Below are 25,845 nucleotides of genomic sequence, written 5' to 3'. Positions count from 1 at the left end.
CCCGGCCACCGTGACGGTGGCCGGGCAACCGGCGTGAGAAGGCGTGTCGAGGATCAGAGCTCGAACTCGACCTCGCCGCCGGTGGTGGCAGCGGCGGGGCTGAAGATGTTGCCCTCGTTCTCCCACTCGAACGAGTTGAGTTCGGTGACCTCGCTGGTGAACGAGTCCTCGATCTCGACATCAAGGTCGACGTTGGTGGACTCGTCGTTGAAGGAGTCTTCGATCTCCAGCTCCCAGTCGTAGTCGTTGTCCACCGAGTTGTCCTGGAACGAGTCGGAGATGGTGGTGGTGGTCCACGTGTTGCCCGTCCAGATGTCGCCGAACTCCATGTTCACGGAGGAGTTGTCGACGTCGATGTCATCGCCGGCCGCCATCGAGTTGTCCCCGAAGGCCACGTTGGCCGTCTGGCTGAAGTCCTGGCTCACGTCACCGCCGTGACCGGTGTTGATGACCTGGTTGACCGACTGGTCAAGGTTCAGCGAGCGGTTGTCCAGCTCGAGGTCCGCGCCGCCGCCGTGCCCGAAGCCACCCTTGCCGCCGAGGCCACCGAGGTTCAGGTCGCCGACGTTGGTCTGGTACTGGCGCACGCCCACCGTGGTGGAGTGGTCATTGAGGGTCTGCTGGTTGAACGAGCTCGTGATGTTGAACGAGTCCACCGCCTTCTCCGAGTTGTCGTTGTAGGAGTCCTCGGTCTCGTGCTCGGTGTTGTAGGAGTCCTCGATCTCGGTCTCGGTCTCGGTGTTGAAGGACTCGTCGGCGTCGACGGAGTTGTCAACTGAGTTGTCGGAGTTGTCGGAGTTGTCGGAGTTGTCCGAGTTGTCCGAGTTGTCCGAGTTGTCGGTCGTCGAGGAGTCGCTGGTGGAGTTGTCGGTCGTCGAGGCGTCGACATCGACGTCGGCGTCGACATCGACGTTGGTGGAGCTGTCGTTGGTGGAGTTGTCGTTGAAGGACTCGTCGACGTCGACATCGAAGCCGGGTGTGTTGTTGTTCTGGTGGGACATGACCCTTACCTTTCTCTGGCCGCCGATCTGGCGTGTTGAGGTAATTCTTCATCCGGCGGCGGGTCCGGGCATCGGGGGTGACCCCGCAAACACCATGGGGGTTGACGGGGATTCCCGCGGTGGATGGCCTACTGGCTAGGGGATCGGGGTCCGGAGTCGGAGACCCATCGCCCGCTCGGCCGCTCAGCCGACTCTGCGTCGTCGCCCGGGTCCCAGCGTTGCGGCGATGAGTTGCCGCCGACCCGACATCGGCATCCGGGCGAACATCCCCCACATGGCGGCGGCAAGCCCGGGGGCGGTGGAGTCCCGCGACATGAAGTCGCGCTGGGCCTGGCCCGGGAGACGCCCGAAGGCGTCGAACAGCGCAAGTGTCCCGGCCACATCCAGGCGGAGCAGGGCACGCAGGCCCATCTCGCGGAATACGTCCGCGGGCGTGTGGGGGTCCGGCGTCATGGGTCGCCCGCCCGCCAGGTCGCGGGCCAGTGCATCGGCTCTCAGCAGCGAATGGGCCACCGAATACCCGGTCACCAGGTTCCCGCCGCGCCCGGCGGTGCCGACCGCCGTCGTCCCAGGGGCCGCGGGCCAGCCCCGTCCGCGCATGGGGATGCGCACCACCTCCCTGCTCAGCGGATGATCGACGGCGGACTCCGCCACCCCCCGCGACACCAACCGCGTCCGGAGCCTTGCCCGGAGCACTGGGATGGGCAGGCCGGGTGCGGCGGCGAGGCAGGTCTCCTCGAGCAGCACCTCGCCGCCCCCGAGGGGGATGGCGTAGAGGAAGGTGGGGGTGCCGTGAGGGAGGGGATCCTCGGACCAGTCGGTGCGCCAGTCCATCAGCAGCGCCGCCGCCCCCTGCAGCGCCGGCGCAGCGGCTTCGGTAGGCAGCACGATCCCGAACGCCGTCTGAGCCGGCGAGGGGTCCCTGGGAATGATCCCCTCGGGCCTCGCGCCGCGCGCGTCGACGACGACGCGGGCCTCGGCTCTGAGGCCCGCGACCCCGTCGTCGGTCAGCCGCCCGCGGCGCAGCTCCACCCCGTCGAGAGGGAAGGCGGCCTGGAGGGCGGTGTTGTCGAGGACGAGATAGTCGCGGGGGAGTGGGTAGGCGCCGTGGGCTCGCAGCTCGGGGTGGGGGACGCGGGAGCGGACCACTGATTCGGGCAGCGCGCCCAGCTCGTCGCCCCAGATGCCGTAGGTGGGGCCCCAGACCGCTCCGGGGCGGGGATCGACTGCGAGGACGCGCATCCCGCGGGCCGCGCACCGCGACGCGAGTGAGCGCCCGGCGGGCCCGAGCCCGACCACAACGACGTCGTAGGAGGTGGCGGTCACGGTCCTATCGTTCCATGTGGCGGAAGGGCTCCGCGGCTCCTGTTCCTCCAGAACGATGCCCGGGAGCCCAGGGGCCTCGAGACCCGATCTGGAGGAACATCAACCGTGGGCAGGGCGGGCGCCGGTCAGTCCTGGAGGTCGAGGCCGGCGGCCGTGCCGTCGTCGGGCACCAGACGCAGGCGCGGGGCGGGCTTGGGGGCCGGGGGGATTGTTCCTCCGCCCCAGGATCCGGCCAGGCCGATCAGCCCATCTGCGCGCTCGTTCAACGCTTCGCGCTTGGCTCCGGAGAGCGGGTACGAGGGAAGTGGAGCGTCGGCGCCGGGGCCGGCCAGGTCAGGGTAGGGGATGCCGCCGGAGGTCGTGTCCACATAGCTGGCGCGGAAGCCCTGCAGCCATCCGGCGAGACCGGAGGTCGCGGTGCGGAACCGGAGCCAGCGGTGGTTGTTCCAGCCCCACGTGGGTACGATGCCCGGCTGAGGCCCGGCGAACGCGTCGACGAGTTTGACCGCCCCCAGCCTCCCGCGTTCGGCGAGGTCCGTGACCACCTTGGGTGGCATGGACAGGTTCATGCCGCCCTCGGCATGGTCGTGGTGCACGGTGACGATCCGGTCGCGGTATCCGGGCATCACCATCTGGGCGCCGTCGACCCACTCGCGGGCGGTGTGCACCATGAGCAGCCCGAACGACGCCCAGGCGCCGAGCCCCTTCGTCGGCAGGGGGAACCACGGGCGCTGGAGGCCCGCCTGGTTGGTGGTGGGCAGGTAGCTGTTCTCGGACTGGTCCTGGGACTTCGCCCGCCCGGGCGGGAACGGCCCGAGGTTGAACGCGAACGTGGGGTGCTTGGGCAGCGGGGAGTCGAAGAAGTGCACCGGCAGGTTGGCGCAGAGTCCGCCGTCGGTGAACCACACGCTGGAGAAGCTCGGCCCTCCGGTGGCCGACGCCTGGCCGACCGCACCCTCCGGGCCCTGGTTCTCGGGCCGGGTGTAGTCCACGGCATACAGCCGGACCGCGGAGATGAGGACCGGGAAACTGAGCGACATCCGCGTGGCGACGATCACCGGAAGGTCGTCGCCGGCCGGCCAGGGATGGAGCATGCGCCCCTGGTCGCTGCGCGACTGGGTGGGAGCCCCGCCGTCGCCGGGCGGCGGGTGGGCCACCATCCAGTCGACGACGTCGGCGGGGAAGAGGCCGCGCATCTCGTCGGGGTCGAAGTAGAACTCTCGGGTGCTCCACGGCATCGCCATCGGCTGGTGGCGGGTGAGGTTGGTGGTCATCACCCGCAGCGTCACGCCGGCGCTGCGGAGGTCGCCGAACGTCAGGGGCGGGGCCCCGGGGGCCCGCCCGGCCAGCGTCTGGATCTTCTCGTAGAGCCAGGGGGTGAGCGGCTTGGCGCCGCCGGCGCCGTAGCCCTCCATGCCGGTGCACATGCCGAAGCCGTCCTCGACGACGCGGCCGAACGTTCGCAGCGCGCCCATCAGGACCCCGACAGCCGCCCCGAGCACCAGCAGCAGCAGACCCCCGACGACGCCCGCCACGGACGCGATCCCCTCGCCGAGCGCGCTCACCACGATCAGGACAAGCCCGACCAGCGCCCCCGCGAGCGCCTCCTTCCAGAAGCTGCGCAGCAGGCCGCCCACTAGGGCGCCGATCTTCCCGCTCTCCTTCCCGGCCACCGAGAACATCAGGCGGAACAGCGGGGCCGCGGTCCTCGTCGGCTGGAAGAACGACGCCAGCTTCGACTGGCCGTCCGGTGCGAGGGCGGCCAGCTCGTCGGGCATCTCGTCGAGCCCCTCGAATCCGCCGGAGTGACGGCCCAGCTCGGCTGCCGCAGCGGCAGCCGCCGCGATGGCCCCGGCGGAGGCGCCCCCGACGGAGCTCAGCGTGTAGGTCTTCGCCAGCTCCGAGACCGCGCGGGGATAGATCACGCCGCTGGTGATGCCGCCCTTCATGACGATGTCGCAGTGCAGCGACGGCGAGGCGTAGGGGCTGGTGGATGCTGCTGTGGTCATGGTCACTCCTGGGGTCCGAAGAGTTTCGCGTGGTATCTCGCCACCACCTGGCGGCACATGGCGCTGTAGGGGGCGTGGTCGGCGACGAAGCGGCTGACCTCGCCCAGCCGTCGCTCCAGTTGGGTCAGCAGGTCCGGGTCGTCCGGGTGCCGGACGACGTTGTTCTGCGCCTCGACGACCGACTCCAGGTGGGCGATGAGGTCCAGCAGGCGGTCCCGCCGCGCGGCGCGGAGGCCCCGACGCTGGAGGGCGCAGACCGTGATGGTGGTGGCCCCCTTGGCGCTGCCGCGCTTGGGCTTCACCCATCCGTCGTCGACGGTGCCGGTGCCCCACACGAACTCGAGGTGCTTCTCCGGGAAGTCGAGGTAGGGGTGCAGCAGGAGTCTCTTCTCGCCCTTCTCCCCGCCCGGGGAGGTGCCGCGGGGCGATCCGGGGGCGAGCGGGAACGCGTTGGCCTTGCCCGCGGTCTTAGCCTCCTCCTCGTTGGGGAGGTCCTGCCTGCGGGGGCTGTTGCAGTCGGTGCACGACGGCAGGAGGTTGGTCCATTCGCTGGCCAGCCAGTAGTAGCCCGGCGGCACGCGCTTCCCGTCGATGGTCACCTCGCCCTTGGGGCGGTAATGCTCGATGGCAACGGGCTGGGTGGCGGCGTAGAAGGTCTCGCAGTAGGCGCACTTGCCGCCGAACGCCTCCTCCAGCGCGGTGCGGATGTCGGGGTTCTTGTAGGCCTTGTAGCCGTCGTACTTGGCCGCGCCGTCCCACGCGGCATAGAAGTCCAGGGCCGCCTGACGCTCCTTCAGCGTCTTCTCGCCCGCCAGGCTGGGCGGTTCCTTGGGCCGCGGCACCCGTCGCATCACGAGCTCCCCGGCAGGTACTTGCCCCACAGCTCGGACAGCTTGGCGGTCATCTCCTTGCTGCTGGGGGCGACGGCGTCGCCGGTCTCGCGGCGCTGCGCGATGTAGTCGGCGGCCGAGGTGAGCAGTAGCCGCTCGCGCTCGGTGGTGCCGAACTGCTCCAGCTCGTCGAGGCGGGCGCGGACCCGCTCCAGGCGGTCGGTCTGCTCCTTGCTGGGCTTCTTGAGCCCCATGAGGCGGTAGTAGTTCTCCCACAGCTCGGTGACCTCCGGGTCGTCGGTGGAGCCCAGGCCGAAGTGCTCGGAGGTGAGCAACTGGTCGATGCGCATCCCGGTCACCGGAGGCAGGTCCGACAGCGACACGACGTCGCCCTCGCTGTTGCGGCGCATCACGACCACCTCGCCGTCGACGATCCCGCGCAGGCACAGCGGGTCGTGGGTGGTGACGATGAACTGGATGCGCGGCATCAGGTTGCGCATGGCGGTGACGATCCGCAACCGCCAGCGCGGGTGCAGGTGGGCGCCGATCTCGTCGATCAGCACGATCCCCTCCGCCAGCGCCGACTGCGTCCACAGCCGCATGGTGGAGCGCAGGATGTCGCAGGCCATCACCACCATCGACTGGTAGCCGTCGCTCAGCGTGACGATGTCGGAGCGGGTGCGGCCCTGCTTGAGGAGCACCTGGTCGTCGTCGCGGAGAAGCTCGGCGTCCTGGTCCAGGGCGAGCATCTCATGGATGCCGCGGGCCACGTCGTCGAAGGTGTCGTCGTCGAGGGAGAGCAGCCAGGAGGTGGGGTCGGTGAGGGGGGCGACGGGGTCGAAGAGATTGTCGACGCGCACCACCCTGTTGTCGTCCTGCGGCGACGGGGTGCGTGGCAGCAGGCGGGTGGCGCCGTAGCCGAGCATCAGCGCGGCCACCGGCTCCGGGCCGGAGAACTCGTGCTCGCCCTTGGCCCACTCGAGCCGGAGAGGTTCCTGCCGCCCGGAGAGGTAGACCTCGACGAGGCCCTTGCGGGCGCCGTCGCGGAGGAACTTACGGGCGTCGATGCCGAGTGCCCGGCGCTGCTCGCCGCCCATCATGGTGAGCGCGATGGCGTGCAGGACTGAGCTCTTGCCGCAGCCGTTCTCGCCGAGGAGGACCGTCCAGGGGCCGCGCTCGCTGGTGGATTTCGCGAGGTCGATCTCAAGCTCGCGGATGGGGCGGAAGTTGCGGATGACCACGCGCTCGATCCACTGGGTGGCCTGGAAGTAGTTGCCGCGCTGGGCGCCCACCATGTTCGAGGTGAGGTCGTAGGCGGGGGCTCCGGGCTCCGCGCCGGACATGGGCGGGAGGTCGGGGCCCGAGGGTCGAAGCTGCGCGGTGGGGAGCGGGGGAGGGCTCCCCACAGTGAGGTGATCCACCAGTTCCCACCGCGGTGGCCCGCCGGACAGTTGCCTGCGCAGGGTGGGGAAGGCGTTGTCGGAGGAGGCGGTCGCAAGGACGACTAGGCGTGCCTCGCTTTTCTCATCACCCCCTGACCAGACGACTTGCTCCCCGCCATCCAGGTCGTCGACGGCGGCGAGACGGGCCTTGACGAGAAAGTCGCGGTTGAGGGCGAGGATGTCGCAGGTGACCCGGCCGCGGTCGGTGAGGGCGCTGATGGTGCCGTCGGCCTGGTAGCGGAGGTGCTCGTCGGGGTCGTCGACGAGGGGGTCGAGGAGGAGGGGCTGCTCGGCGGGGAGGCCGTCGCGGCCGGTGGCGCGCGGCCCCGCGACTGGGAACCGCGTGCCGCGGGAGCGGACGCAGTCCGCGCAGGCGGGGTAGAGGTTGTCCCACTCGTAGGTCAGCCACCAGTAGGCCTGGAGTGAGACGTCGCCGTCGGTGCCGACGGCCCCCCAGGTTGGGCGGTGATGCGTGACGACGGCGGCGTCGGAGCCTTGCATCTCCAGGCCGCGCTCGCAGTAGGCGCAGGTGCCGTTCGTCATGCCGAGCAACGAATTCAGGATCTCCGGGTCGTGGAGGAGCGGGTCCGGCTCGGGTCCGCGGGACCTCTTCTGCCGCCAGGCGTGCGCGGTTTCCTCCGTGAGCCGGTCCTTGGCCTCGGCCAGGACCGCCGGCTCGGTGGGTCGTCGATGCCACATGGCGTACCCCCTTGTTGCCGCGATTATTGCCCGGTTCGGCCCGGCTGGGAAGGGGTCGAACGGCGAGGGTTCACGCGTCATGGGGTGAGGGCCCGGTGGGTGTCGGATTCCGGACGACAGACCGTCCAGGATCCTTACACTCTGAGCGCCCGCGGCCCGACCCCGTCGCCCCCTGCCCCCCGGGACGGGGACGGGAGTTGAGCAAATGGCACGGGTCGCGAAGTGGTGCGCGCTCAGCTCCCGCGGGGAGGTGTCCGCGACCCTTGCCATTTGCTCAAACGCACACCCCGCCGCGCAGGGTCCGCGGCGGGCGGGGTCGTGGTTCAATCGGCATACCTCGTCGCGACCCCCAAGGAGTGCTCATGGCCCGATCCCTGAACGGCCGTGTCGTCGCGGTCGTCGGCTCCACGGGCGTCCTCGGCGCTGAGATCGCCCGGGTGCTCGCCTCGCGTGGCGCCACCGTCGTCCGGGCGGGCCGCCGCGGCGACGTCGACGTGCGCGTGGATCTGCAGGACGCCGGCTCGGGTGACGCCCTCGTCGCCTACGCCCGCGACCGCCACGGCCGCCTCGACGGTGTGGTGATCGCCGCGGGAGTCGTCACGTTCGGTCCGCTGGCTGACACCGACGACGAGGTGATCGAGGAGCTGTTCCTCACCAACGCGATCGGGCCGCTGTGGCTGGCCCGTCGCGTGATCCCGGCACTCGTCGAGACCCGCGGGTTCCTGGTGCACCTCAGCGGGGTGGTGGCGTCGCAGCCAGTGGCGGGCATGGCCGCCTACTCCGCGTCGAAGGCGGCCGTCGCCGCGGGGCTCGCGGCATTGGGCCGGGAGGTCCGACGGTCCGGGGTACTGGTGTGCGACGCCCAGCCGCCGCACACCGAGACGGGGCTGGCCACCCGCCCGCTCGCCGGGCAGGCGCCGGCCATGCCGCGCGGGCTGGACCCCGCCGTCGTCGCGGAGCGTGTGGTGGAGGCCGTCGAGCGCGACGAGGCGAGGGTGCTCGCCGCGGACTTCGCCTGACCGGCTGGTGCGCCATCCCCCCGCGCGGATCCGACGCTTGCCGCATCCTCAGGCGACCTGTTGGCTCACACTGGGACCAACTGCTACCCGGAGGGCGCGCCCATGGACCTGTCAGCGTTCTACTCGTTGTTGGCCGGCACCTCGTTCACCCTGGTGGGCCTGTGGTGGGTCGTCGTCCAGAGCCGCCCTGCCTGGAGGGCCGACGCCGACCGTCGCCGCCTCGCCGCCGGCACCTACATCTCGTTCCTGCTCCCCGGACTGATGGCCACCCTCGCGCAGATCAGCCCCGACACCCCGCTGCTGTGGCGCATCAGCTTCGGCAGCTGCGCGCTGGTGGGCCTGTGGTCCACCGTCGGGCTGCTCCGCCGTGAGCGTTCAGCCACGGTGGTGGGCACGTTTCGGCGGTTCCGGTGGGTTGCCATCGTGCTCTACCTGGCCATCCTCGTGCTCGGCGTGGCGCCCGAACTGGCGCGAGCCGCCGGGTTCACCCCGCTGATCGTCGGGGGCGTGCTGCTGGTCCTTCTGGTGGTGCTCGCCCACGGCCTGACGTGGGATTTCCTGATGGAGCCAGAACCCGATTAGCCGTCCGCGGACGTGGCGGAGGGCACATCGACCCCGCAACGGAGGTCGTGACCTCCTCGTAGCATGGTCCCCATGAGAAGTGGGATGGCTGCGGGACGCTCCGGGGGAACAAGGCGATGATCCGCGACCGCGACGACGCCGGTCGGCCCCGCCAGGCCCGCCCTCGTGACGCGCTCGGCCGGCCCCTGCCCTATGGGGCCGCGGGTGTTGAGCCGGTGTCCGAGGAGCCCTTGCCTCCGTTGGAGTCGGTGGAGCTGGCCAGGAGCCTGGTCGCGGAGGGTCGGCCGTTCGCTGCACACGAGGTTCTCGAGGCCCGCTGGAAGGCCGGCCCGGACGAAGAGCGTGATCTCTGGCAGGGACTCGCCCAGATCTGCGTCGGCCTGACCCACACCGCCCGCGGAAACAACGTCGGTGGTGCCCGGCTCCTTGAGCGCGGTTCCTCCCGGGTGGATGCCTACCGCACCCGCGGGGGGCCGTCCTACGGCTTGGACCTCGGCGAGGTCGTGGCCTGCGCCTTGCGGCAGGCAGCCGAGAGCACTGAGGACTGAGCCGCTCGAGGAAGGTCCGCCACTTCAGCGTGGGCGACCAGCTGGGGACCGATCGGGGTTAGGTTGGGCCCTGTGACAGCGTCACGCGCCCGGGCAGAGCACGAGCAGGCCATGCGGCGGCTCCGATCGTCGCACGAGGCGATCCCCGCCGGAGCCCCGGTGCGCCTTGCCAAGTCCACCTCGAACCTCTTCCGGCCCCGGGCCGCCACCACCTCGCGGGGGCTCGACGTCTCCGGATTGACGGGGGTGCTGGGTGTCGACCCAGTGGCGCGCACGGCAGAGGTCCAGGGAATGTGCACCTACGAGGATCTGGTCGACGCGACCCTGGCGCATGGGCTCATCCCGCTCGTCGTCCCGCAGCTGCGCACGATCACCCTCGGAGGCGCGGTCAGTGGGCTCGGGATCGAATCCACCAGCTTCCGTAGCGGGCTGCCGCACGAGTCGGTGCTCGAGATGGACATCTTCACCGGCGCCGGCGAGGTGGTCACCACCCGTCCCGGCGAGGATCTCTTCGACGCGTTCCCGAACTCGTACGGCTCGCTCGGCTACGCCACCCGCCTGCTCATTGAACTGGAGGAGGTGCCGGGCTATGTCGCCCTCCGCCACGTCCGCTTCAGCGTCGCGGCGGAGTTGGCGGCCACCGTCGAGGACATCGTCGCCACTGGCGCCCACGACGGCACCCGGGTGGACGCCATCGACGGCGTGGCGTTCGAGCCGGGGGAGTACTACCTGACGCTCGCCACCTGGACCGACCGGCCAGCGGGGCCCCTCAGCGACTACACCGGGCAGGACGCCTACTACCTGTCCCTCCGCGCCCGGGCGACGGACCAGCTGAGCATGTACGACTACCTGTGGCGCTGGGACACCGACTGGTTTTGGTGCTCGGCCGCCTTCGGCCTGCAGCGGCCGTTGGTCCGCCGGCTGTGGCCGCGCCGGTGGCGCCGTTCGGACGTTTACCACCGGCTGGTCGGGCTTGACCAGCGCCTCCGCCTCACCGACCGGCTCGACGCCCTGGCCCGCCGCCCGCGGATGGAGCGGGTGATCCAGGACGTCGAGGTGCCCGTGGATCGGCTTGCCGAGTTCCTCGCCTGGTTCGACGGCGCCGTCGGCATGCGTCCGGTGTGGCTCTGTCCGCTGCGGCTGAGGGCCTCTGCGTCGGAGGCCGGCGGGGCTGCCGGGAGCGCGCGCCCCTGGCAAACCTATCCGCTGGAGCGCCACACCACCTACGTCAACGTCGGCTTCTGGGGCGGGGTGCGCGTCGGCCCCGACGCCGGCCAGCGCCCGCGCAACCGGGCGATCGAGCATGAGGTGCACGCCCTGGGTGGCCACAAGTCGCTGTACTCCGAGGCCTTCTACGACGCGGACACCTTCGACCGCCTCTACGGCGGCCCCAACCTCACGGCCGTGAAGGCCCGCTACGACCCCGACAACCGGCTGACCAGCCTCTACGACAAGGCGGTGCGGAGACGATGACCCCCACTCAGAACCCCAGAACGCCGATCGCGGACGCCATCGCCTCGCTGGTACGCGACGGCATGCCGGTGCGCTTCACGGCCTACGACGGCAGCTCAGCCGGGTCCCCTGACGCGGCGATCGAGCTGGAGCTGCGCAACCAACGCGGCCTGGCCTACCTGCTGACGGCTCCCGGCGAGCTGGGCATGGTGAGGGCGTACCTGACCGGTGACCTGGTGCTGCGGGGCGTCCATCCCGGCAACCCCTACGAGCTGCTCAAGGTGATGCAGGACCATCTGCAGTTCCGGATCCCCAGCGCTGCCGAGGTGCTCACTCTGGTGCGCGGGCTTGGGCTGGCCTCCCTCAGGCCGCCGCCCCCACCGTCGGTGGAGAACCCGCCGCCGTGGCGCCGCGCCGTCAAGGGCCTGCGCCACTCGAAGTCGCGCGACGCCGCCGCGATCTCACATCACTACGACGTTTCCAACGCCTTCTACGAGTACATCCTGGGTCCGTCGATGACCTACACCTGCGCGGTGTACCCCACCGACGACGCCACCCTCGAGGAGGCTCAAGCCGAGAAGCACGACCTGATCTGCCGCAAGCTCGGGCTCCGGGCGGGCATGCGGCTGCTCGACGTGGGCTGCGGCTGGGGAGGCATGGTCCGCCACGCGGCCCAGCACTACGGCGTCAAGGCCCTCGGCGTGACCCTGTCCCGGGAGCAGGCGTCCTGGGCCGCCCAGGCCATCGACCGCGACGGACTCGGTGACCTTGCCGAAGTCCGCCACTCGGACTACCGCGACGTCGCGGAGGACGGCTTCGACGCGGTGAGCTCGATCGGGCTGACCGAACACATCGGGGTGCGGAACTATCCCGCCTACTTCGCCTTCCTCCGCGACCGCCTCCGCCCCGAGGGTCGGCTGCTCAACCACTGCATCACCGTCGGGCACAACCGGCACGCCGACATGGGCCCGTTCCTGGACCGCTACGTCTTCCCCGACGGGGAGATGAGCGGCTCCGGCACCATCATCAAGGACGCGCAGGACGCCGGCCTGGAGGTGATGCACGAGGAGAACTTCCGCCACCACTACGCACGGACCCTCACCGCGTGGAGCCGCAACCTGGTCGACAACTGGGATCTCTGCGTGGCCGCGGCGGGCGAACCGACGGCGCGGACCTGGGGGCTGTACATGGCGGGGTCGCGGCTCAACTTCGAGCGCAACAACGTCCAGCTGCACCAGGTGCTGGCGGTCAGGACAGCCGACGACGGCTCGAACGGGTTCCCCCTGCGCCCTACCTGGTGATCGTCAGATGGGGCGACGACGGCGTGGCGGGGTGACCGGTCCGGCGGGTCACTTCCTCGGAGTGGTGGTGGAGGCGATGCTGGAGTACTGCGAAACTCCGGCCGCGTTGGAGGCACGAACCCGATACTGGTAGGTCGTCCTGCCCGCCAGCCGGGTGTCGGTGAATGACGTGACCGTGCCGACAGAGGCGATCTGCGCGAAGTTCGTGCAGGTAGCGCCCTTGCAGCGCTCGATGAGATAGCCGTCTTCGTCGCTTGCTTTGTCCGCCCAGGTCAGCGCGATCTGGCTCTTCGAGATCGCGATGGCGGCCAGGTTGGATGGGGCGGCGGGAACCGTCGTCGCCGTGGGTGCCGACAATTGTGCGACGGCCTCACGGATCGTCGGGAGCTGGGGGTGGAGGTTGTCGCCGGGGCAGGCAGTGGCCGCCGACGGCCAGTCCTGGTGCGTCGTGATCGTGGGCATGGTCGCCTCGAGTTGGGTGACCGGGTTGACGTACTCGACGGTACCCATGGGGGTCAGCGAGTGCCGATCGGCAAGATCGGCCAGCAGCGACTCCAGCCCGCGACACTGCCGGCGGGCACCGTCGTGTCGCCGGTGCATCCTCCCGACGCATTGAAGCAGCCCATGAGCGCCACCCCGATGTTGCCGCTGTTGTAGGTCCCGACGTGGGCGCCGGTCACGATGTTGCCGGTGCCCGCCTGGTGTGCGAAGTCGGAGCCGTCGCCGCCACCGTCCAGGCAGGAAACGGTGCTTCCGGCGCTTCGTCCCTCGTAGACGATGCCGTTCCGGTCGACGAGGTACTGGTAGCCGATGTCGGACCATCCGTTGGATTTCACGTGGTAGGTGAGGATTGCCCGCATGGTCGCCGAATAGTCCTGCGTCGAGGTGTTCGAGGTCGCGGTGTGGTGGACCGTCACGACCTGCGCCGGAAAGAACTCGCGGACATCGCCCTGCTCCCACCCGGTGATCGACTCGTCGGCGCCCCAGTCTGCCCGCGAGCGACAGGCGGTGACGGCATGTGCCTCGCTCGCCGCCTGAGCGGGGGCGGCTTCGACCGGGCCGTCGGTGGTGTTGATGGCCGCCGCGCGCCAGTTGTGGGCGCCCTTGGGGAGGTTGCGAACCTGGTAGGCGGTGGCGTGATCGACCGCGATCAGGGACCCGGTGAACTGGCCCTCCGCCTGGGCGCCGTCCAGATCGAGCGACTGCCAGGCCGTCCAGCGGCCGTCCACCAGGAACCGGACCTCACCGAACGGGGAGGCGCCCTGACCAACGAGGCTGCCGTTGGGTGAGTCGAGGTCTGCGACCAGACCGAAGTAGTCGATCGCGTGGTCTGGAGTGACCGGAGCGGAGCCGAACGCTCGTGTGTCGTTGAGCGTCCGGTGGTGACCGGCCGCGGTGGCGAGCGGCGGATCGACGACCAACCCCACCGTCATGGCGGTGCTGGCCACCACGACAGCCAACACACGAGCGACGAACCTACGAGCAACTGACATCTGGTCCCCCAAGTCAACCCGCAGCACAGTCGCGCTGCCGAGCGACAGCGCATCGGGCCAGCCTGGAGTGAGGGCGGGAGGGCAGGAACGACTCGGGTGGTCAGTGCGGCGGATGTGAGCCCTAGGCGGGGGTCTCAGGACTCCTCCGGGGGAGGAGGCCCCTTTTAGGGTGGTGTCTCGGGGTCGGTCTACCCTCCGGGATCCGACACCGAAAATGGGGTCCGGAGCGGCCTGCTCCCAACGAGGCGCACATCACAGCCAGCGAGGCCCCTGACGAGGTGTCGAAGTCCCCTTCACCGCTAGCCGCGGAGGGCGCGCACCACGTCGTCGCCCGCGTGCGCGATCGCGTCCAGATCGCCGACCACGATCAGGCGGTCGGTGGCCCGCGACAACCCCACGTACAGCCGCTCCCTGAACCGCTCCCTGGTGCCGTCCTCGTTGATGCACAGCACCACGGCGCGACGCTCCAGCCCCTTGAACCCCAGCACGTGTCCGTAGAAGGGAAGGTCCTCGTCCCAGAACGAGTCCCAGTACGTCTTCTGCTGCGGGTCCTCGTCCTGCCGCGACACCTGCTCGGGGTGCCGTCGGCCGGTGGTCAGCAGAGCGATGTGCCCGGGCGCCCAGCCCTCGTCGTAGAGGAGGTCCATCTGGTCGTCCGCGACACCCAGGGCCTCGTCGGGGCTTGCCTGGACGTGCACCACCTCCGAGCCCTCGCCTCCCTGGAGGCGCATGCGCAGCGGGGCGAGCGGCTTGAACACCTCCGCGATCTGGCGGGTGTTGCGCAGGTTGTGGTCCAGCACCAGCGGCACGAGCGGCACCGGCGGGCGGCCGAAGCGCTGGAAGAGGCGCTGGTTCTCGTCGGAGTAGAGGAACAGGCCGCCGTCCTCCTCGTCGCGCAGCGCCGTCACCAGCGGCTTCCACCACGATTCGGCGAAGTCCTGGGCCTCGTCGACGACGAACGAGTCGAAGCGCGCCTTGGGCGGCAGCTCGGCCGCTTTCTCGGCCATGAGCAGGGGGAGGCGGTGCTCCCAGAAGTCGGGGTCGTCGCGGTCGCCGGAGGCGATGCCCCACTGGTTGGCCAACGCCTCGAAGGTGCCGACGAACGCCGGCCGCTGCTTGTACGGCCAGGTGGCCACCTCGCGGCTGAAGTGGCTGGCCAGGCCCAGCGAGTAGCACACCAGCGCCACCCTCTCCTGGTGGCCGTTGCGCCCGGCGGTGAGCTGCCGCGCCTGCGTGAGCGCCAGGACGGTCTTCCCGCTGCCGGCGCCGCCGCGGATCTCCACCCGCCGGAGCAGTCGGGTCACGCGCAGCACGAGGGCCTGGTCCTCGGTGAGGCGGTCGGCGCGGGCCTGGCGCTCGTCCGCGTCGTCGATCACGGAGGCGACGGCGCTGGTGCCGCGGGCGGTGAGGATGTCGACGATGGTGGCGCAGTCGTCCTCGGAGGGGGGTCGACGGTGGGTCTCGAAACCGGCCGGGACGTGGGCGAGGCGCTCGGCGAGGCGGGGAAGGTCGCGGCGGTCGTGGAGCATCCAGCGTGGGCAGTCGGGGAGGTGGAGGTCCGCGGGGAGTTCGGTGAAGGGGGTGACGACGGCGTGCAGGAAGCGGGCCTTCGGGTGGGAGCTGTCTGCCCAGCGGCGGTCGGACTCCACGTAGTCGCGGATGGCGTACTTGGTGTCGCGGGCCTGCCCGACGGGTTCGACGGGGCGGCTCACGCCGTCGTGGGTCATGGTCCAGGCGCCGTCGGTGCAGGCGATGCCGGAGCCCTTGACCTCCACGACGACCACGCCCACGCCGGGCAAGGCCACCACGAGGTCCGCCTCATGGTCCTTGTGGACGTCGGTGAGGCGGAGGTTGGCGATGAGGGTGTCTGAGGGGTTGAGAGTGTCGCGGAGACGCTCCCAGACGACGCGCTCGGACTCGGTGGTGAACCGCGGGTCGGAGGGAACCAGCCGTGGGGTCATGGGGGACACGCTAGCCCGCGGGTCGCGCATCGGTGGCCCCGGCAGCCCGACTTCCGCGGTTGGGGGCAGCGTGCCGCCGTGACACAATCTCGCATGCGGATTGCGCGACGAGGGGTACTGGGGCTCGGCCTGGCGGGACTGGCCGGCTGCGCTGCGGCGCCGTCGCTGTCGGAGTCGCCGCGGGCGGTGGAGTCCGTCCCGCCGTCGGGTTCCCCGTCATCGACACGAACGACCGCGTCGCCCAGCCCTGAGTCCTCATCGCCTAGCCCCTCGCCGTCGGGGCCAGCGCGGCTGCCCACCCGCGACGACATCGTCGCCCGCTTCGACGGCCGCACCCCCACCCAGTGGGGGTTGGAGGTCGACGGAGTGGTGCTGCGCAGTGAGGCTCAGCCCGCCGTCGTCACGCTCGATGCCTGCGGTGGGCGTAACGGCTCGGGCTACGACGAGGCGCTGATCGAGGTGCTCCGACGGCTGGCGGTGCCCGCCACGCTGTTTCTCAACCTGCGGTGGATCGACGCGAACCCGGGCATTGCGCGCGAGCTGGCCGACGATCCGCTGTTCGAGCTCGCCAACCACGGCACCGCACACAAGCCGCTCTCGGTGAGCGGGGCGGAGGCCTACGGGATTCCCGGGACGGCGTCGGTGGGGGATGTGTTCGACGAGGTGATGGGCGGGCACGCCCGGCTGGCTGAGCTGACGGGCGCTCGTCCGTTGTGGTTCCGTTCGGGGACGGCCCACGTCGACGACGTGGCGGTGGAGATCGTCGCCGAACTGGGCCAGCGGGTGGTCAACTTCGACGTCAACGCTGACGCCGGCGCCACCTTCACCCCCGCGCAGGTGAGGCAGTCGATGGGCGCCGCCGGGGCGGGTTCGATCTGCATCGGTCACTTCAACCGGCCGGGATCCGGCACAGCCGACGGCTTGGCCGAGGCGCTGCCGCGCCTGCTCGACGGCGGGCTCACCTTCGCCCGGCTACGCGACGTCCTCCCGGCCATCGGCTGACGTCACCCGTGTGGCAGTGCGGGGACCCCTCTGCTCGGCGGTGAGATGCGGGTGTCGAACTGGGTGCTGGCCAGCCCACGCTCGGAGATCGTGACCAGATCCAGGATCTCCCCGGCGATGTATGCCTGGGCGCCGCGTTCGATCGACCTCGCGGTGAGGATTCCTGCCTGCGTCAGCTCGTCCAGAGCCGAGTTGGCCGCCGGGTAGGAGACGCCGAGGGTGCGGGCAAGCGTCGTCGCGGTGATGACCGGTGCCTCCGGCAGCGAGGCCAGCAAACGGGCGACGGCGGAGTCCGCGCGCGGAGCTGAGCGCAGGCCAATGGCGATGCGATGGGCAGTCAGCCGATCGGTCCACGACTGACGCAGCTCGTCGATCCTGCCCACCAGCACCTTGGACTGTTCCACTGCGACGGAGGCGGCGCCGACGAACGTCCGCAGCCATTCGTTGGCTGCGGCACTGGCTTCCGCGCTGCCCGCGGGGGCGTCGTGGCGGAAGCTCGTCAGGCCGTCGATGTAGTGGTCGCTGAGCGTGGCAAGGACGAGGCTGATGGGCAGCAGTGCCCGGCTCGTGAGCCCGCGGCGCGCGAGGACGGTGTGGATCAGCGCCCGACCGACACGGCCGTTCCCGTCGGTGAAGGGATGGATCGTCTCGAACTGGGCGTGGATCACCCCGGCCTGGATGAGGGGGGAGTGCGCGGCGCCGTTGAGGTAGTCCACGAGGTCCGCCATCAAGGTCGGCACGCGCTCGGGCGCCGGGGGAACGAAGAGCGCTCCGATCGGGGTCCAACTCGACGTGCCAATCCAGTTCTGGACAGTGCGTAGGCCGTGGTGACGCGGTTCATCGGGTAGGAGTGCGCGCTGGAGTTCGACGATGTCGTCAACGGTGAGGGTGTCGGCGTCCGCGAGGGCGGTGGTGGCCGCGCGGACCACGGTCATGTTGTTGGCGACCAGTGTGGCCTGCTCACTGATGCCCCGGACCGTCTCCGATTGACCCAGTTCCGCGAGGGCCACTTGCTGCGCGGAGGGGGCGATGCCCTCAATCCGGGAGCTGGCGATCGCCTCTGACCGCAGGAGGAACCTCGCGATCCCGGCCAGTCCCTCGGCGCTGGGTGCGTTGAGTGCGCGGATGCTCCGTTCTACCCCGGCTACGGTTCGGGACAGCTCGCCGGAGAGGGCCAGGCCCACTCCATCGAGCAGGTCCGGCACGTACCGTCGGTAGGCGCCGGACCGCTGTGCGGACTTGGGGACCCCGGAGCCGACGCTCGACTCCCAGCGCGCCTCCTCCCACCCGGCCATCGCTGTTTCCTTTCATAGAGTGGCAGTAGATTAAAGGATAGTTGTCTAACCTTTAATGCACAGGCGGTCCATGCAAGGGAAGATCTCTTCGGGACCAGCCCGCCCACTCCGCATACCCTCTGAGGGGGCCGCGATCACTGGCGGAAGTCGTAGGTGATGCTGATCTCCGGGTCGATGCCCGTGATGATCCCGGAGTAGAACGCAAGGGCCTGCTCTCGCAGGATCTCCTCGTTGTTCTCGATGTACTCCGCCTGCGCGTCCTCGCTGAGGATGCTGTTGATCATCTCCACGGGGTCGTTCTCGGGCGTGATGAAGCTGAGCGCGCCGTTGTTCTCCGCCACCAGCTTGAAGTCCTCGTTGCTGTGGCCGATGAAGATGTACTCAGGGATTGAGATCCGGTACTTCTTCTCGCCGATGGGGTCGATCCGGACGTCGCGGCCGTCGATGCCCAGCTTGGCGTTGAAGGAGTACTGCACGAACGACGCCCTGTTGCTCCCCGGCACGTCCACGCCCAGGAAGGTCATCCGCTCGGTCTTCTCGGAGATCCCCTGGATGCCCAGGCTGAGGAGCACCACCTGCTCCTCGCGGGTGATGGACTGAATGACGCGCGTGTCCGTCGATTCGGACTCGCTGCCCAGCGCGAACAGCTTGGGCGTGAGTTGGCCCGCGACGAAGGCCACGACAACCACCGCCACAACGACCACTACCGCCACTATCGGAATGACCAGTTTCTTCGCCAACGCTGCCATGGAGTCCCCCGTCTTGGTATCCCGTGCGCCCGGCGGTCCGGGTGCCGGCCAGTTCATGAGCTGATCCGCGACGCCTGCGTCGGGTGAGTCGGTGGCACCGGCCTGTGGTGGCGCCTGGGCTCAACTGATCTGACTCGTCGGAGTCTATCGACGAGGTCGGACACGGACTGGCGGACCCACTGACCGGCGCACGCCGGGGGACATGGCTGGCCAAGGCGAACGGGATGTGACCGGCACACTCTTCTCGCTGTGGAGCTTTCCCTGTGCATATGCACGCGGTCAGCCCCACAGCGAGAAGTGTGCGGTGTCTCCGGGCAAGCCCCGCTATCTGCGACGTGGCCGCCGCCGGTCGCGCAACGAGAAGCGCCCGCGGCGATGGCCGCGGGCGCTTCAGGGGAGTGGGACTACTTCAGTTCGAGTCCGGCCTCAGCGGCGAGGAGTGCCTCTTCTGCCGCGTTGAGCTCAGCTTGGGTTTCCCCGGTGTGAGCCGTCGCGGTGGCCCGCCCGATCTCGCTCTTGAAGGCGCCGATGCTCTTGCCGGTGTAGTGCTTGCCGCGGACGTCGAGTGCCCTTGCCTCGTCGATCGCCTCGAACAGTCCCGAAACGTCGGTGATGGGCTTGTCCAGGCCCAGCAACCCCTCAGGATCTGCGACAGCCGGCGCGGAGAGCTTCTGGGAGAAGTCGCCGTTGAACAGCTGCGGGTTGTGGTTGCGCCGCCAGTTCAGGGCGTCGGTAAGGCCCCAGAAGGTGACGCGATCCAGATCCTGCGAGTACTTCTTGTAGACCGCGAAGTACTCGGCGAAGCGCTGCGCCTGGATGGCTTCCAGCTCCGTGCGCTTGCCGATCTTGCCCACCCAGTAGGTGGCGCCTGGCTTGGAGATGAGGTCCTTGGCCTCCGGGTCGTCGAGATCGTAGTAGGGGCCGTTGGTGCCCTGCGGCTCGGCGTCCCACGCCTCCCACACCTGCAGATCCAGCTCGCTCACGCTGGCCGTGAAGCCCGCCTCGGTGATCAGCTGCAGAGAGCGTTCCACGGATGCGTGGTCCGAGCAGGCGCCGGGCTGCCATTCCGCGGCGTCCTCGTCGACCAGCTTGGGCAGGCGAGTCAGGTCGGCGCAGGCGAAGGCCGGGGTCTGGTTGATGTAGTTGTGCGACTGCAGGCCGATGCCCTCGATCAGCTGACGCTCGTCTTCGCGGTACTCGGCGGCGTAGCGCTCGTTCAGCTCCGTCGCCATCGCCAGGATGGCCTTGGCCTTGCCCTCGGACTGGAAGACGTTGAAGTCGTTGTACTCCAGCTTGGCCTCGGGGCCGTACTTGCGGGCGAAGACGAAGGCGTCGTAGATGAAGTCGCCGGGGCGCTCGCCCGCCTCCTCATCCATGTCCATGGTGTAGGCGTTGTACCAACCGGAGTAGCTGTAGTCCTTCGGGTTGCCGCGCAGGAAGTCCTCCCAGTTCTGGGTGGCGGGGTCGAAGGTGTCCAGGCCGTCGACGAAGGCCTCGTTCACCACGTCCCAGGAGACGATCCGATCCTTGAAGTGGGTGAGCACCTCCTTGATATAGCGCTCCATGTTGGCCTTGGCCTGCGCGCGTGGGTCCTCAGACTCGAGGCCGTAGATCTTGGACGGCGACTGGCTGTGCCACACCAGCACGTGGCCGTGGACGTCGATGCCACGCTCGCGGCTCTCGTCGACGAAGTAGTCGGCGGGGCCGAAGTTGAACGTCCACTCACCCGTGGCCGTGTTGATGTTCGCGTTCGGCAGCAGCTGGTCGGGCTTCATGATGTTCTCGGCGGTCATGATGTTGTAGTGCCGCTCGACCTGCGCCCAGTTGGGCGAGCCGTCCTCGTACGTCTGCTGACCGGAGTAGATGTTGCCAACCTTGAAGTAGTCGGAGTAGACGTCCTTCAGCGGTGGGATCAGGCCGTCGTCGGGGCTGCTGTGGGCAGGCGCCGCCAGCCCGGACATGGCAAGAGCAAGGGCTACGCCGAGCCCTGCGGTTCTGAGGGTCCGTGTCGAAAAACGGTTGGTGGACAAAGGGTGGTCCTCTCTGAAATGGCCCGTCGGTGGAGCCAGGCGTCCGGATGCCATGGCTGCACTTGTGGGTTGACTAGGCCTGCGCTGGCCGGTAGTCATGGTGCTAATTAGTTTTCGTTCAGTACCAAACTAATACGACCCTAGGAGGAGGGTGTCCCGTCCGTCAAGGGCTTTCGCAGAAAATGGCCGATCGTTGACCCCAGGTTCCGCCTCGACGATCGAGATTCGGTCTCGGTGAGTGATCCATCCGGGCGGCGCGCGACAGCCGTCGCGGCTACCGTCGGGGCATGACATGGGGCGAGACGCTGCGCGACCAGCTGGACTTCTACTGGGCGGTTCACCTCTGGCCGCGACTCGTCGGGCTCACCGACGACGAGTACTGGTGGGAGCCGGCCGACGGCGCCTGGACGCTGCGCTCCGACGCTGACGGCGCCCTGCAGCCGGAGTCCTTGCCTGTTGAGCCACCGGTGCCGCCGGTGACCACCATTGCGTGGCGGATCGCGCACGTGGGCCGCGACGTGCTGGGCAAGCGCGCCCGCGCCTTCTTCGGCGACCCGTCGCTCCCCGTCGGCACCCTTCCCACCGACGACGCCATCATGTTCGACCCGCGCTGGTGGCCCGAGCCACTGCCTGCCACGGCGGATGAGGCCCTGGCGTTCCTGGAGCAGGCCTACGGCCTCTGGCGCGACGGCGTGGCGGCCCTCGACGACGACACCCTCCTGCGACCGCTCGGGCCGAAGGGCGAGCACCATGCCGACCAGTCGATGGCGGCGTTGTTGATGCACATCAACCGCGAGGTGATCGCCCACGGCGCGGAGATCTGCCTGCTGCGCGACCTCTACCGCGCCCAGCGTGACGGCCTGGATCCGCTGGTGGCGGGGGCGAGGCGGGGGGATGCTGACGAGGTGTCGCGGCTGCTCGACGGCGGGGCGGCGGTGCCCGTCTCGTTGCTGGCGGAGACGGCTGGACTCAGACGCTGGGACGTGGTGCGGGCGCTGGTGGAGCATGGCGCCGCCGTCGATGTGGGTAACCCGAGCGCACTGCACTACGCGGCCGCGGCCGGGGAGCGGGCAATCGTCGAGCTTCTGCTGGACCATGGGGCCGACAGGGAGTTGGCCGATGCCCAGTTCGGCATGACGCCCGCGGTGTGGGCCGACCACTTCGGCCACGGCGACGTGTCCGCCCACCTCCGTGGAAGACCGCTGCGCTAGGGCGTCGACGGCACGGCCATCGGCTCGCGAGCAGCATCTCTGGATCTACCGGTGCACACGTGGCGGGTGAACTACTGTCGGTGCCATGAGGGCCCGCCCAGCGGCTAACCGCGGGCGGGGGCTCTCAACGGGGGTGGAGAGAGATGAGAAGCGCGCGCGTGTCGTGCTTGGCAGTCGTGGTGGCGTTGTTGGCGTTCGGTCTGGGCGGCTGCATTCCAGACTCGCGTCCTGCGGGTGATGAGGCCGGCGCGGAGGGAGTCGGCGCTTCGGCTCGTCCCCCATCGGCCGCAGGTGGCTCGGAGCGCATCGCTCCCTCGCCATCGCAGTCGGCAGTTCCGTCGGCCACCGAGCCCGTCATCAGCGAACCCACGCAGATTCCGGTGACGTTCTCAGCCGTCATCGACGGCGACACCGTCGAGACAAGCCTGGGCACCGTCCGCCTCATCGGCATTGACTCCCCTGAGCGGGGCGAGTGCGGCCACGACGAGGCATCGATGGCGATCGGACGTGTCGTGTCCGTGGGCGAGGTGGTGACCCTCGAACTGCCGGAGGGGCAGAATGACCGCGACTCGTACGGGCGCCTCCTCCGCTACGTCATCACCGAGAGCGGAGTCGACCTGGGCCAGCTGCAGGTGGAGGCCGGCAATGCGATCGCTCGCTACGACTCGACGGACGGCTATCCCGCGCACCCCCGCCAGGCCGACTACCGTGCCGCGCAGATAGCCTCCGCAGGTCCGGATGGCTCGGTGGTCACCGTCGTCTGCCGCGAGGAGCCTCAGGAGAGCGTTGCGCCACTCGCGGCGCCGGTGGCGACGGAGGAACCGTGGTGGGAGCAGTACGGGTCGTGCAGCAAGCTGAAGAAGAACACCGTCGGCCATCCGAAGGGACCGTTCCGATAGGTTGGCTTCGACCCACCTGCGAGTGAAGACCGCCATGGATGGCGAAGGAGCCGCACCGCCGGCACTTACGCTAGTGCGGCGCTGGGTTTCGTCCTCCCAAACGACTCCGGTCGCGCCAGCGCCTTCGGCAAGACTGAGTAGCAGTTCGGACAGGGTTGACTTGCCACTCCCGTTGTGTCCGTAGACGACGGCCTTGCACCCCAACGGAAGGTCGTCAGGCCAGAAGCCCTTATCCAGGGACCGCCAGGGGTCCTTGAGGTCGAGTCGACGCAGCATGACTAGAGCCTACTGTGCGGCCCAGCCTACCTCGCGAGGCAGGACCATCGCAGCCAGCCAGACCCCACCTGCGGAGCATCATCGTCCTGAGCATCCGCTTCTGGCGGTGCAGCAAGGTCCCTGGTTCGACCCGAGCACTCCGCACTCGCTGGGGCCGCACCCTCACCCGCCAGCATCGCCTCCAATTCACCGCGATATTCACTGACTTGTTCAAAGGAAAGTGCCGAACGGTTGCCCCGCGAATGCGCGCTCAAGCCGCCGTCGTCGGCGCACGGCAACATGTTGGGCCGCTGAGCTAGGAAGCGAACCCACCGAAGCTTTGAAGTCAGTGAGGACGCGTGGACCGGGGGGCTGGGCGACCTCGGGGCGCAGTGTGCGCAGTTGTTCCGGAGCCGATGCCACAGTCGCTATGCGGGAGTGCGATCGGCACGAGTTCAGCAGTACGGAAATCACGTCACACGCGCTGCCGCGGCGCCCCGCCGCTGCCGGTAGCGTTCGGGGCAGAGCCCGCAAGGTGTGACAGCAGCCGCCGTCACAGGGGCAATGAGGAGCGGACATGGGTAGCGGCGTCGAACTGATCAGCGACGGCGAGGGTCTGGCTGTGGTTGGCGGTGCCGACGATGTCGAGCGGTTCCTCCTCGACCAGGGGCTTGACCGAGTGAAGCCAAAGGTCCTAGACGTGCGCCGGCTCGGGTCGGTTCTCGGTGGGGGAGGTGCTGCGATCCAGATCGGCTCCGAGTTCGCGGCCAACTCCGGCCGCTGGGTCAAGCTCACCGCCGAGTCGGCTGAGGCAATCAAGCACTTCGGTTTGATGCCCACCAAGACGCCCGGCGTCAGCCATGCCATGATCGGCAAGCCCGGCGACATCCAGCAGTGGCTCCAGATCTCGAAGGCCCCCGGCGTGCTCCTCAGTGGGCCGTTCGCCCTGTCGGCACTGTCCACGATGATGCAGCAGCAGGCGATGCAGCAGCAGATGGACCGGATTGTCGACTACCTGCAGGAGATCGACGAGAAGGTCGACGACATCCTCAGGGGCCAGAAGGACGCCGTTCTGGCAGACATGATCGGCGTGGATCTGATCATCGAGGAAGCGTTCACCGTCCGCGAGCAGGTGGGGAGGGTCTCGGAGGTGACCTGGTCGAAGGTGCAGGCCACGTCGATGACGATCGCACGGACGCAGGCATACGCGCTCCGTCAGCTTGATGCCATCGCTGGGAAGCTCGAGAACGCCGACGACCTGGGTGACCTCGCCAAGCAGACCAAGGCCGCCGAGCCGCGGGTCCGGGAGTGGTTGACGGTGCTCGCGCGCACCTTCCAACTCCAGGATGCGGCCTCAGTGCTGGAGCTCGATCGAGTGCTCGATGTCTCACCTGAGGACCTCGACAGCCACCGCCTGGGACTCGCTGCCGCGAGACGCAACCGCCTCGACCTCATCGCCCGCAGCACAGCCCGGGTCCTGACCCAGATGAGGGAGACCATCAGCAAGGCCAACTCGGAGGTGCTGTTTCACCCCTTCGACTCACCCGCCGCGGTCAGATCCAGCAACCAGCTGGCCACCGGCGTCATCACGTTCCGGGAGGCGCTCGGCATCGAGTCGGGACACAACGCGTCAGACGCGAAGAGGTGGAAGCACGCAGCCGGAGAGGTCATCCAGAAGGCGGCGGCCACCGGCGCTGAAGGCGCTGCGGCCGCGAAGCGGTTCGGCGGCCAAGGGGTCAGCCGCGCCACCGAGGTGTTCCGAGCGGTGGACATCGACGGCGACGGCGTCCCGGACCAGCCCCGGGCCGCGGCCGCGGCGCAGCAGGCCGGGGCGGCGATCAAGGGGGCAGCGAGCTCGGTCGGGGGTGCGCTGGGTGGGCTGTTCAAGAAGAAGGCGGAGAACCCGCCCGTCACAGGGGAGCGCACTGAGGACGATCCCCACGAGGGAAGCTGACCGGAGGCCAGGCCGGGCCGAGTGCGCCTCCCCGCCGTGATCGGCGAACCCCCAGCGATGCTGGAGATCATCGGGGCCTGCCGCTCAGCGGTACTGGCGCTTCTGGGCAGCGACGATGCCCACGACGACATCTTGCGGAAGTTGGACGACCTCCAGGCTGACGCCCAGGTAGGCGATTGCGGCTCCGTGCCACGAAGACCCTTGAAGATGCTTGATGGCGGCCGGATCGCTGACGCATAGGATCAGCCTCTCCGGGGCGGGGCTGAGGGACTGGGCGACACAGTGCAGCTTCACGGCGTCGGTGACCAACTTGCTCTTCTGGGCCACCTTGGCCGGCCCCTGGTGAGCCCAGCACTCGACCAGGGTGGTGAGCTGTTCATCGGCTCCATCCACCTCCACCCGTGCCCCCGAGGGATGGCGCAGCTGACGCGGGCGCAGTTGCACTCCGAGCGACTCGGAGAGGAGTCGCAGCATGACGGTTTCGGCCATCCGCTGCTCCAGGGAGGCGCCCGGCAAGCCGGGGCCAGGCTCCACCGTGTCGTCACTCGAGTCTGCGGGTGAAGTGATCCTCATCGCGTGGTCGGCTGCCAGAGTGGAAGGCCCCGACAGGAGTCCGTTCACGATCTTGCCGTCGGGTCCCACAGTCCGCCGCAGCGTGCCTTCTCTGGCCAGTTGGCGGCAAATCATATTCACAGCCTGTCGTGGTGCGACACCCCATCTCCGTGAGAGTTGGTCGTCGTCCAATGGCTGCAACGAGGTGCTGATCGCGTTGAGGACTCTGTCGCGG

At 69.2% G+C, this 25,845-nt stretch carries 21 protein-coding genes; 9 read left to right on the top strand and 12 right to left on the bottom strand.

Going from position 1 to position 25,845, the window contains the following annotated elements; all coding sequences use genetic code 11:
• Window positions 1-53: 53 nt before the first annotated feature.
• From H5398_RS12925 to H5398_RS12905, 5 genes are all read right to left on the bottom strand, one after another.
• On the bottom strand, window positions 54-1,001 hold the full coding sequence (locus H5398_RS12925) for a hypothetical protein (protein ID WP_182800285.1): 948 nt from the start codon (window positions 999-1,001) through the stop codon (window positions 54-56).
• A gap of 183 nt (window positions 1,002-1,184) precedes the next feature.
• A complete protein-coding gene (locus H5398_RS12920; protein WP_182800284.1) occupies window positions 1,185-2,327 on the bottom strand; it encodes a lycopene cyclase family protein in 1,143 nt (380 codons plus the stop codon).
• 125 nt (window positions 2,328-2,452) lie between these two features.
• Entirely contained in the window at window positions 2,453-4,336 is a 1,884-nt protein-coding gene (locus tag H5398_RS12915) for a patatin-like phospholipase family protein (RefSeq protein WP_182800283.1), read from the bottom strand.
• A gap of 2 nt (window positions 4,337-4,338) precedes the next feature.
• Window positions 4,339-5,187 (bottom strand): hypothetical protein, encoded by an 849-nt coding sequence (locus H5398_RS12910; protein WP_182781179.1) that lies wholly within the window; start codon window positions 5,185-5,187, stop codon window positions 4,339-4,341.
• A complete protein-coding gene (locus H5398_RS12905) occupies window positions 5,187-7,307 on the bottom strand; it encodes an AAA family ATPase (protein WP_182800282.1) in 2,121 nt (706 codons plus the stop codon). Before H5398_RS12905 ends, H5398_RS12910 begins: the two co-directional genes overlap by 1 nt.
• 362 nt (window positions 7,308-7,669) lie before the next feature.
• On the opposite strand from H5398_RS12905, the gene H5398_RS12900 reads away from it, so the two are divergent.
• The 5 genes from H5398_RS12900 to H5398_RS12880 all read left to right on the top strand — a co-directional run bounded on the left by H5398_RS12900 (window position 7,670) and on the right by H5398_RS12880 (window position 12,209).
• A complete protein-coding gene (locus H5398_RS12900) occupies window positions 7,670-8,326 on the top strand; it encodes an SDR family oxidoreductase (RefSeq protein WP_182800281.1) in 657 nt (218 codons plus the stop codon).
• A 102-nt stretch (window positions 8,327-8,428) separates the two neighbouring features.
• Entirely contained in the window at window positions 8,429-8,908 is a 480-nt protein-coding gene (locus tag H5398_RS12895) for a hypothetical protein (protein ID WP_182800280.1), read from the top strand.
• A 116-nt stretch (window positions 8,909-9,024) separates the two neighbouring features.
• Window positions 9,025-9,456, top strand: a complete 432-nt coding sequence (locus tag H5398_RS12890) for a DUF309 domain-containing protein (RefSeq protein WP_182800279.1) — start codon at window positions 9,025-9,027, stop codon at window positions 9,454-9,456.
• A 72-nt stretch (window positions 9,457-9,528) separates the two neighbouring features.
• The gene (locus H5398_RS12885; protein ID WP_370586123.1) at window positions 9,529-10,929 is read left to right on the top strand and encodes an FAD-binding oxidoreductase; all 1,401 of its coding nucleotides are present in this window, start codon (window positions 9,529-9,531) and stop codon (window positions 10,927-10,929) included.
• Complete coding sequence (locus H5398_RS12880; protein WP_182800278.1) at window positions 10,926-12,209, top strand: class I SAM-dependent methyltransferase; 1,284 nt, start codon at window positions 10,926-10,928, stop codon at window positions 12,207-12,209. The genes H5398_RS12885 and H5398_RS12880 overlap by 4 nt, the downstream gene beginning before the upstream one ends.
• A 48-nt stretch (window positions 12,210-12,257) precedes the next feature.
• Here the strand turns inward: H5398_RS12880 and H5398_RS12875 are convergent, their stop codons facing one another.
• From H5398_RS12875 to H5398_RS12865, 3 genes are all read right to left on the bottom strand, one after another.
• Window positions 12,258-12,719 (bottom strand): fibronectin type III domain-containing protein, encoded by a 462-nt coding sequence (locus H5398_RS12875; RefSeq protein WP_182800277.1) that lies wholly within the window; start codon window positions 12,717-12,719, stop codon window positions 12,258-12,260.
• Window positions 12,720-12,724: 5 nt separating this feature from the next.
• A complete protein-coding gene (locus H5398_RS12870) occupies window positions 12,725-13,657 on the bottom strand; it encodes an N-acetylmuramoyl-L-alanine amidase (protein ID WP_182800276.1) in 933 nt (310 codons plus the stop codon).
• 344 nt (window positions 13,658-14,001) lie between these two features.
• On the bottom strand, window positions 14,002-15,663 hold the full coding sequence (locus tag H5398_RS12865; RefSeq protein WP_220489430.1) for an NERD domain-containing protein: 1,662 nt from the start codon (window positions 15,661-15,663) through the stop codon (window positions 14,002-14,004).
• Between the two features lie 93 nt (window positions 15,664-15,756).
• Here H5398_RS12865 and H5398_RS12860 point away from each other — a divergent pair, with 93 nt between their 5' ends.
• The gene (locus H5398_RS12860; protein ID WP_182800274.1) at window positions 15,757-16,665 is read left to right on the top strand and encodes a polysaccharide deacetylase family protein; all 909 of its coding nucleotides are present in this window, start codon (window positions 15,757-15,759) and stop codon (window positions 16,663-16,665) included.
• Between the two features lie 2 nt (window positions 16,666-16,667).
• Here the strand turns inward: H5398_RS12860 and H5398_RS12855 are convergent, their stop codons facing one another.
• The 3 genes from H5398_RS12855 to H5398_RS12845 all read right to left on the bottom strand — a co-directional run bounded on the left by H5398_RS12855 (window position 16,668) and on the right by H5398_RS12845 (window position 20,670).
• On the bottom strand, window positions 16,668-17,960 hold the full coding sequence (locus tag H5398_RS12855; protein WP_182800273.1) for a Fic family protein: 1,293 nt from the start codon (window positions 17,958-17,960) through the stop codon (window positions 16,668-16,670).
• Window positions 17,961-18,094: 134 nt separating this feature from the next.
• On the bottom strand, window positions 18,095-18,709 hold the full coding sequence (locus tag H5398_RS12850; protein ID WP_182800272.1) for a hypothetical protein: 615 nt from the start codon (window positions 18,707-18,709) through the stop codon (window positions 18,095-18,097).
• A gap of 404 nt (window positions 18,710-19,113) precedes the next feature.
• The gene (locus H5398_RS12845; protein WP_182800271.1) at window positions 19,114-20,670 is read right to left on the bottom strand and encodes an endo-1,4-beta-xylanase; all 1,557 of its coding nucleotides are present in this window, start codon (window positions 20,668-20,670) and stop codon (window positions 19,114-19,116) included.
• A gap of 356 nt (window positions 20,671-21,026) precedes the next feature.
• Here H5398_RS12845 and H5398_RS12840 point away from each other — a divergent pair, with 356 nt between their 5' ends.
• The 3 genes from H5398_RS12840 to H5398_RS12830 all read left to right on the top strand — a co-directional run bounded on the left by H5398_RS12840 (window position 21,027) and on the right by H5398_RS12830 (window position 25,058).
• A complete protein-coding gene (locus H5398_RS12840) occupies window positions 21,027-21,950 on the top strand; it encodes an ankyrin repeat domain-containing protein (protein WP_182800270.1) in 924 nt (307 codons plus the stop codon).
• A 380-nt stretch (window positions 21,951-22,330) separates the two neighbouring features.
• Complete coding sequence (locus H5398_RS12835; protein WP_182800269.1) at window positions 22,331-22,849, top strand: thermonuclease family protein; 519 nt, start codon at window positions 22,331-22,333, stop codon at window positions 22,847-22,849.
• 832 nt (window positions 22,850-23,681) lie between these two features.
• Entirely contained in the window at window positions 23,682-25,058 is a 1,377-nt protein-coding gene (locus H5398_RS12830) for a hypothetical protein (protein WP_182800268.1), read from the top strand.
• Between the two features lie 84 nt (window positions 25,059-25,142).
• On the opposite strand, the gene H5398_RS12825 is transcribed toward H5398_RS12830, so the two are convergent.
• Window positions 25,143-25,547 carry a hypothetical protein gene (locus H5398_RS12825; RefSeq protein WP_182800267.1) on the bottom strand — a complete coding sequence of 135 codons (405 nt, stop codon included), beginning with the start codon at window positions 25,545-25,547 and terminating at the stop codon, window positions 25,143-25,145.
• Window positions 25,548-25,845 lie beyond the last annotated feature (298 nt).

The organism is Tessaracoccus sp. MC1679 (assembly GCF_014164775.1).
GTDB lineage: Bacteria > Actinomycetota > Actinomycetes > Propionibacteriales > Propionibacteriaceae > Arachnia.
Note: the sequence above shows the minus strand (reverse complement) of the source record. Positions and strands in the feature narration are given on the sequence as shown.

What these genes read in the sequence shown, in the direction of transcription:
- H5398_RS12925 (WP_182800285.1), bottom strand. Translation starts at nt 1,001, where the DNA reads ATGTCCCACCAGAACAACAACACACCCGGCTTCGATGTCGACGTCGAC.
- H5398_RS12915 (WP_182800283.1), bottom strand. Translation starts at nt 4,336, where the DNA reads ATGACCACAGCAGCATCCACCAGCCCCTACGCCTCGCCGTCGCTGCAC.
- H5398_RS12910 (WP_182781179.1), bottom strand. Translation starts at nt 5,187, where the DNA reads ATGCGACGGGTGCCGCGGCCCAAGGAACCGCCCAGCCTGGCGGGCGAG.
- H5398_RS12905 (WP_182800282.1), bottom strand. Translation starts at nt 7,307, where the DNA reads ATGTGGCATCGACGACCCACCGAGCCGGCGGTCCTGGCCGAGGCCAAG.
- H5398_RS12900 (WP_182800281.1), top strand. Translation starts at nt 7,670, where the DNA reads ATGGCCCGATCCCTGAACGGCCGTGTCGTCGCGGTCGTCGGCTCCACG.
- H5398_RS12895 (WP_182800280.1), top strand. Translation starts at nt 8,429, where the DNA reads ATGGACCTGTCAGCGTTCTACTCGTTGTTGGCCGGCACCTCGTTCACC.
- H5398_RS12890 (WP_182800279.1), top strand. Translation starts at nt 9,025, where the DNA reads ATGATCCGCGACCGCGACGACGCCGGTCGGCCCCGCCAGGCCCGCCCT.
- H5398_RS12880 (WP_182800278.1), top strand. Translation starts at nt 10,926, where the DNA reads ATGACCCCCACTCAGAACCCCAGAACGCCGATCGCGGACGCCATCGCC.
- H5398_RS12875 (WP_182800277.1), bottom strand. Translation starts at nt 12,719, where the DNA reads ATGGGTACCGTCGAGTACGTCAACCCGGTCACCCAACTCGAGGCGACC.
- H5398_RS12865 (WP_220489430.1), bottom strand. Translation starts at nt 15,663, where the DNA reads ATGACCCCACGGCTGGTTCCCTCCGACCCGCGGTTCACCACCGAGTCC.
- H5398_RS12860 (WP_182800274.1), top strand. Translation starts at nt 15,757, where the DNA reads ATGCGGATTGCGCGACGAGGGGTACTGGGGCTCGGCCTGGCGGGACTG.
- H5398_RS12855 (WP_182800273.1), bottom strand. Translation starts at nt 17,960, where the DNA reads ATGGCCGGGTGGGAGGAGGCGCGCTGGGAGTCGAGCGTCGGCTCCGGG.
- H5398_RS12850 (WP_182800272.1), bottom strand. Translation starts at nt 18,709, where the DNA reads ATGGCAGCGTTGGCGAAGAAACTGGTCATTCCGATAGTGGCGGTAGTG.
- H5398_RS12845 (WP_182800271.1), bottom strand. Translation starts at nt 20,670, where the DNA reads ATGTCCGGGCTGGCGGCGCCTGCCCACAGCAGCCCCGACGACGGCCTG.
- H5398_RS12840 (WP_182800270.1), top strand. Translation starts at nt 21,027, where the DNA reads ATGACATGGGGCGAGACGCTGCGCGACCAGCTGGACTTCTACTGGGCG.
- H5398_RS12830 (WP_182800268.1), top strand. Translation starts at nt 23,682, where the DNA reads ATGGGTAGCGGCGTCGAACTGATCAGCGACGGCGAGGGTCTGGCTGTG.
- H5398_RS12825 (WP_182800267.1), bottom strand. Translation starts at nt 25,547, where the DNA reads ATGGCCGAAACCGTCATGCTGCGACTCCTCTCCGAGTCGCTCGGAGTG.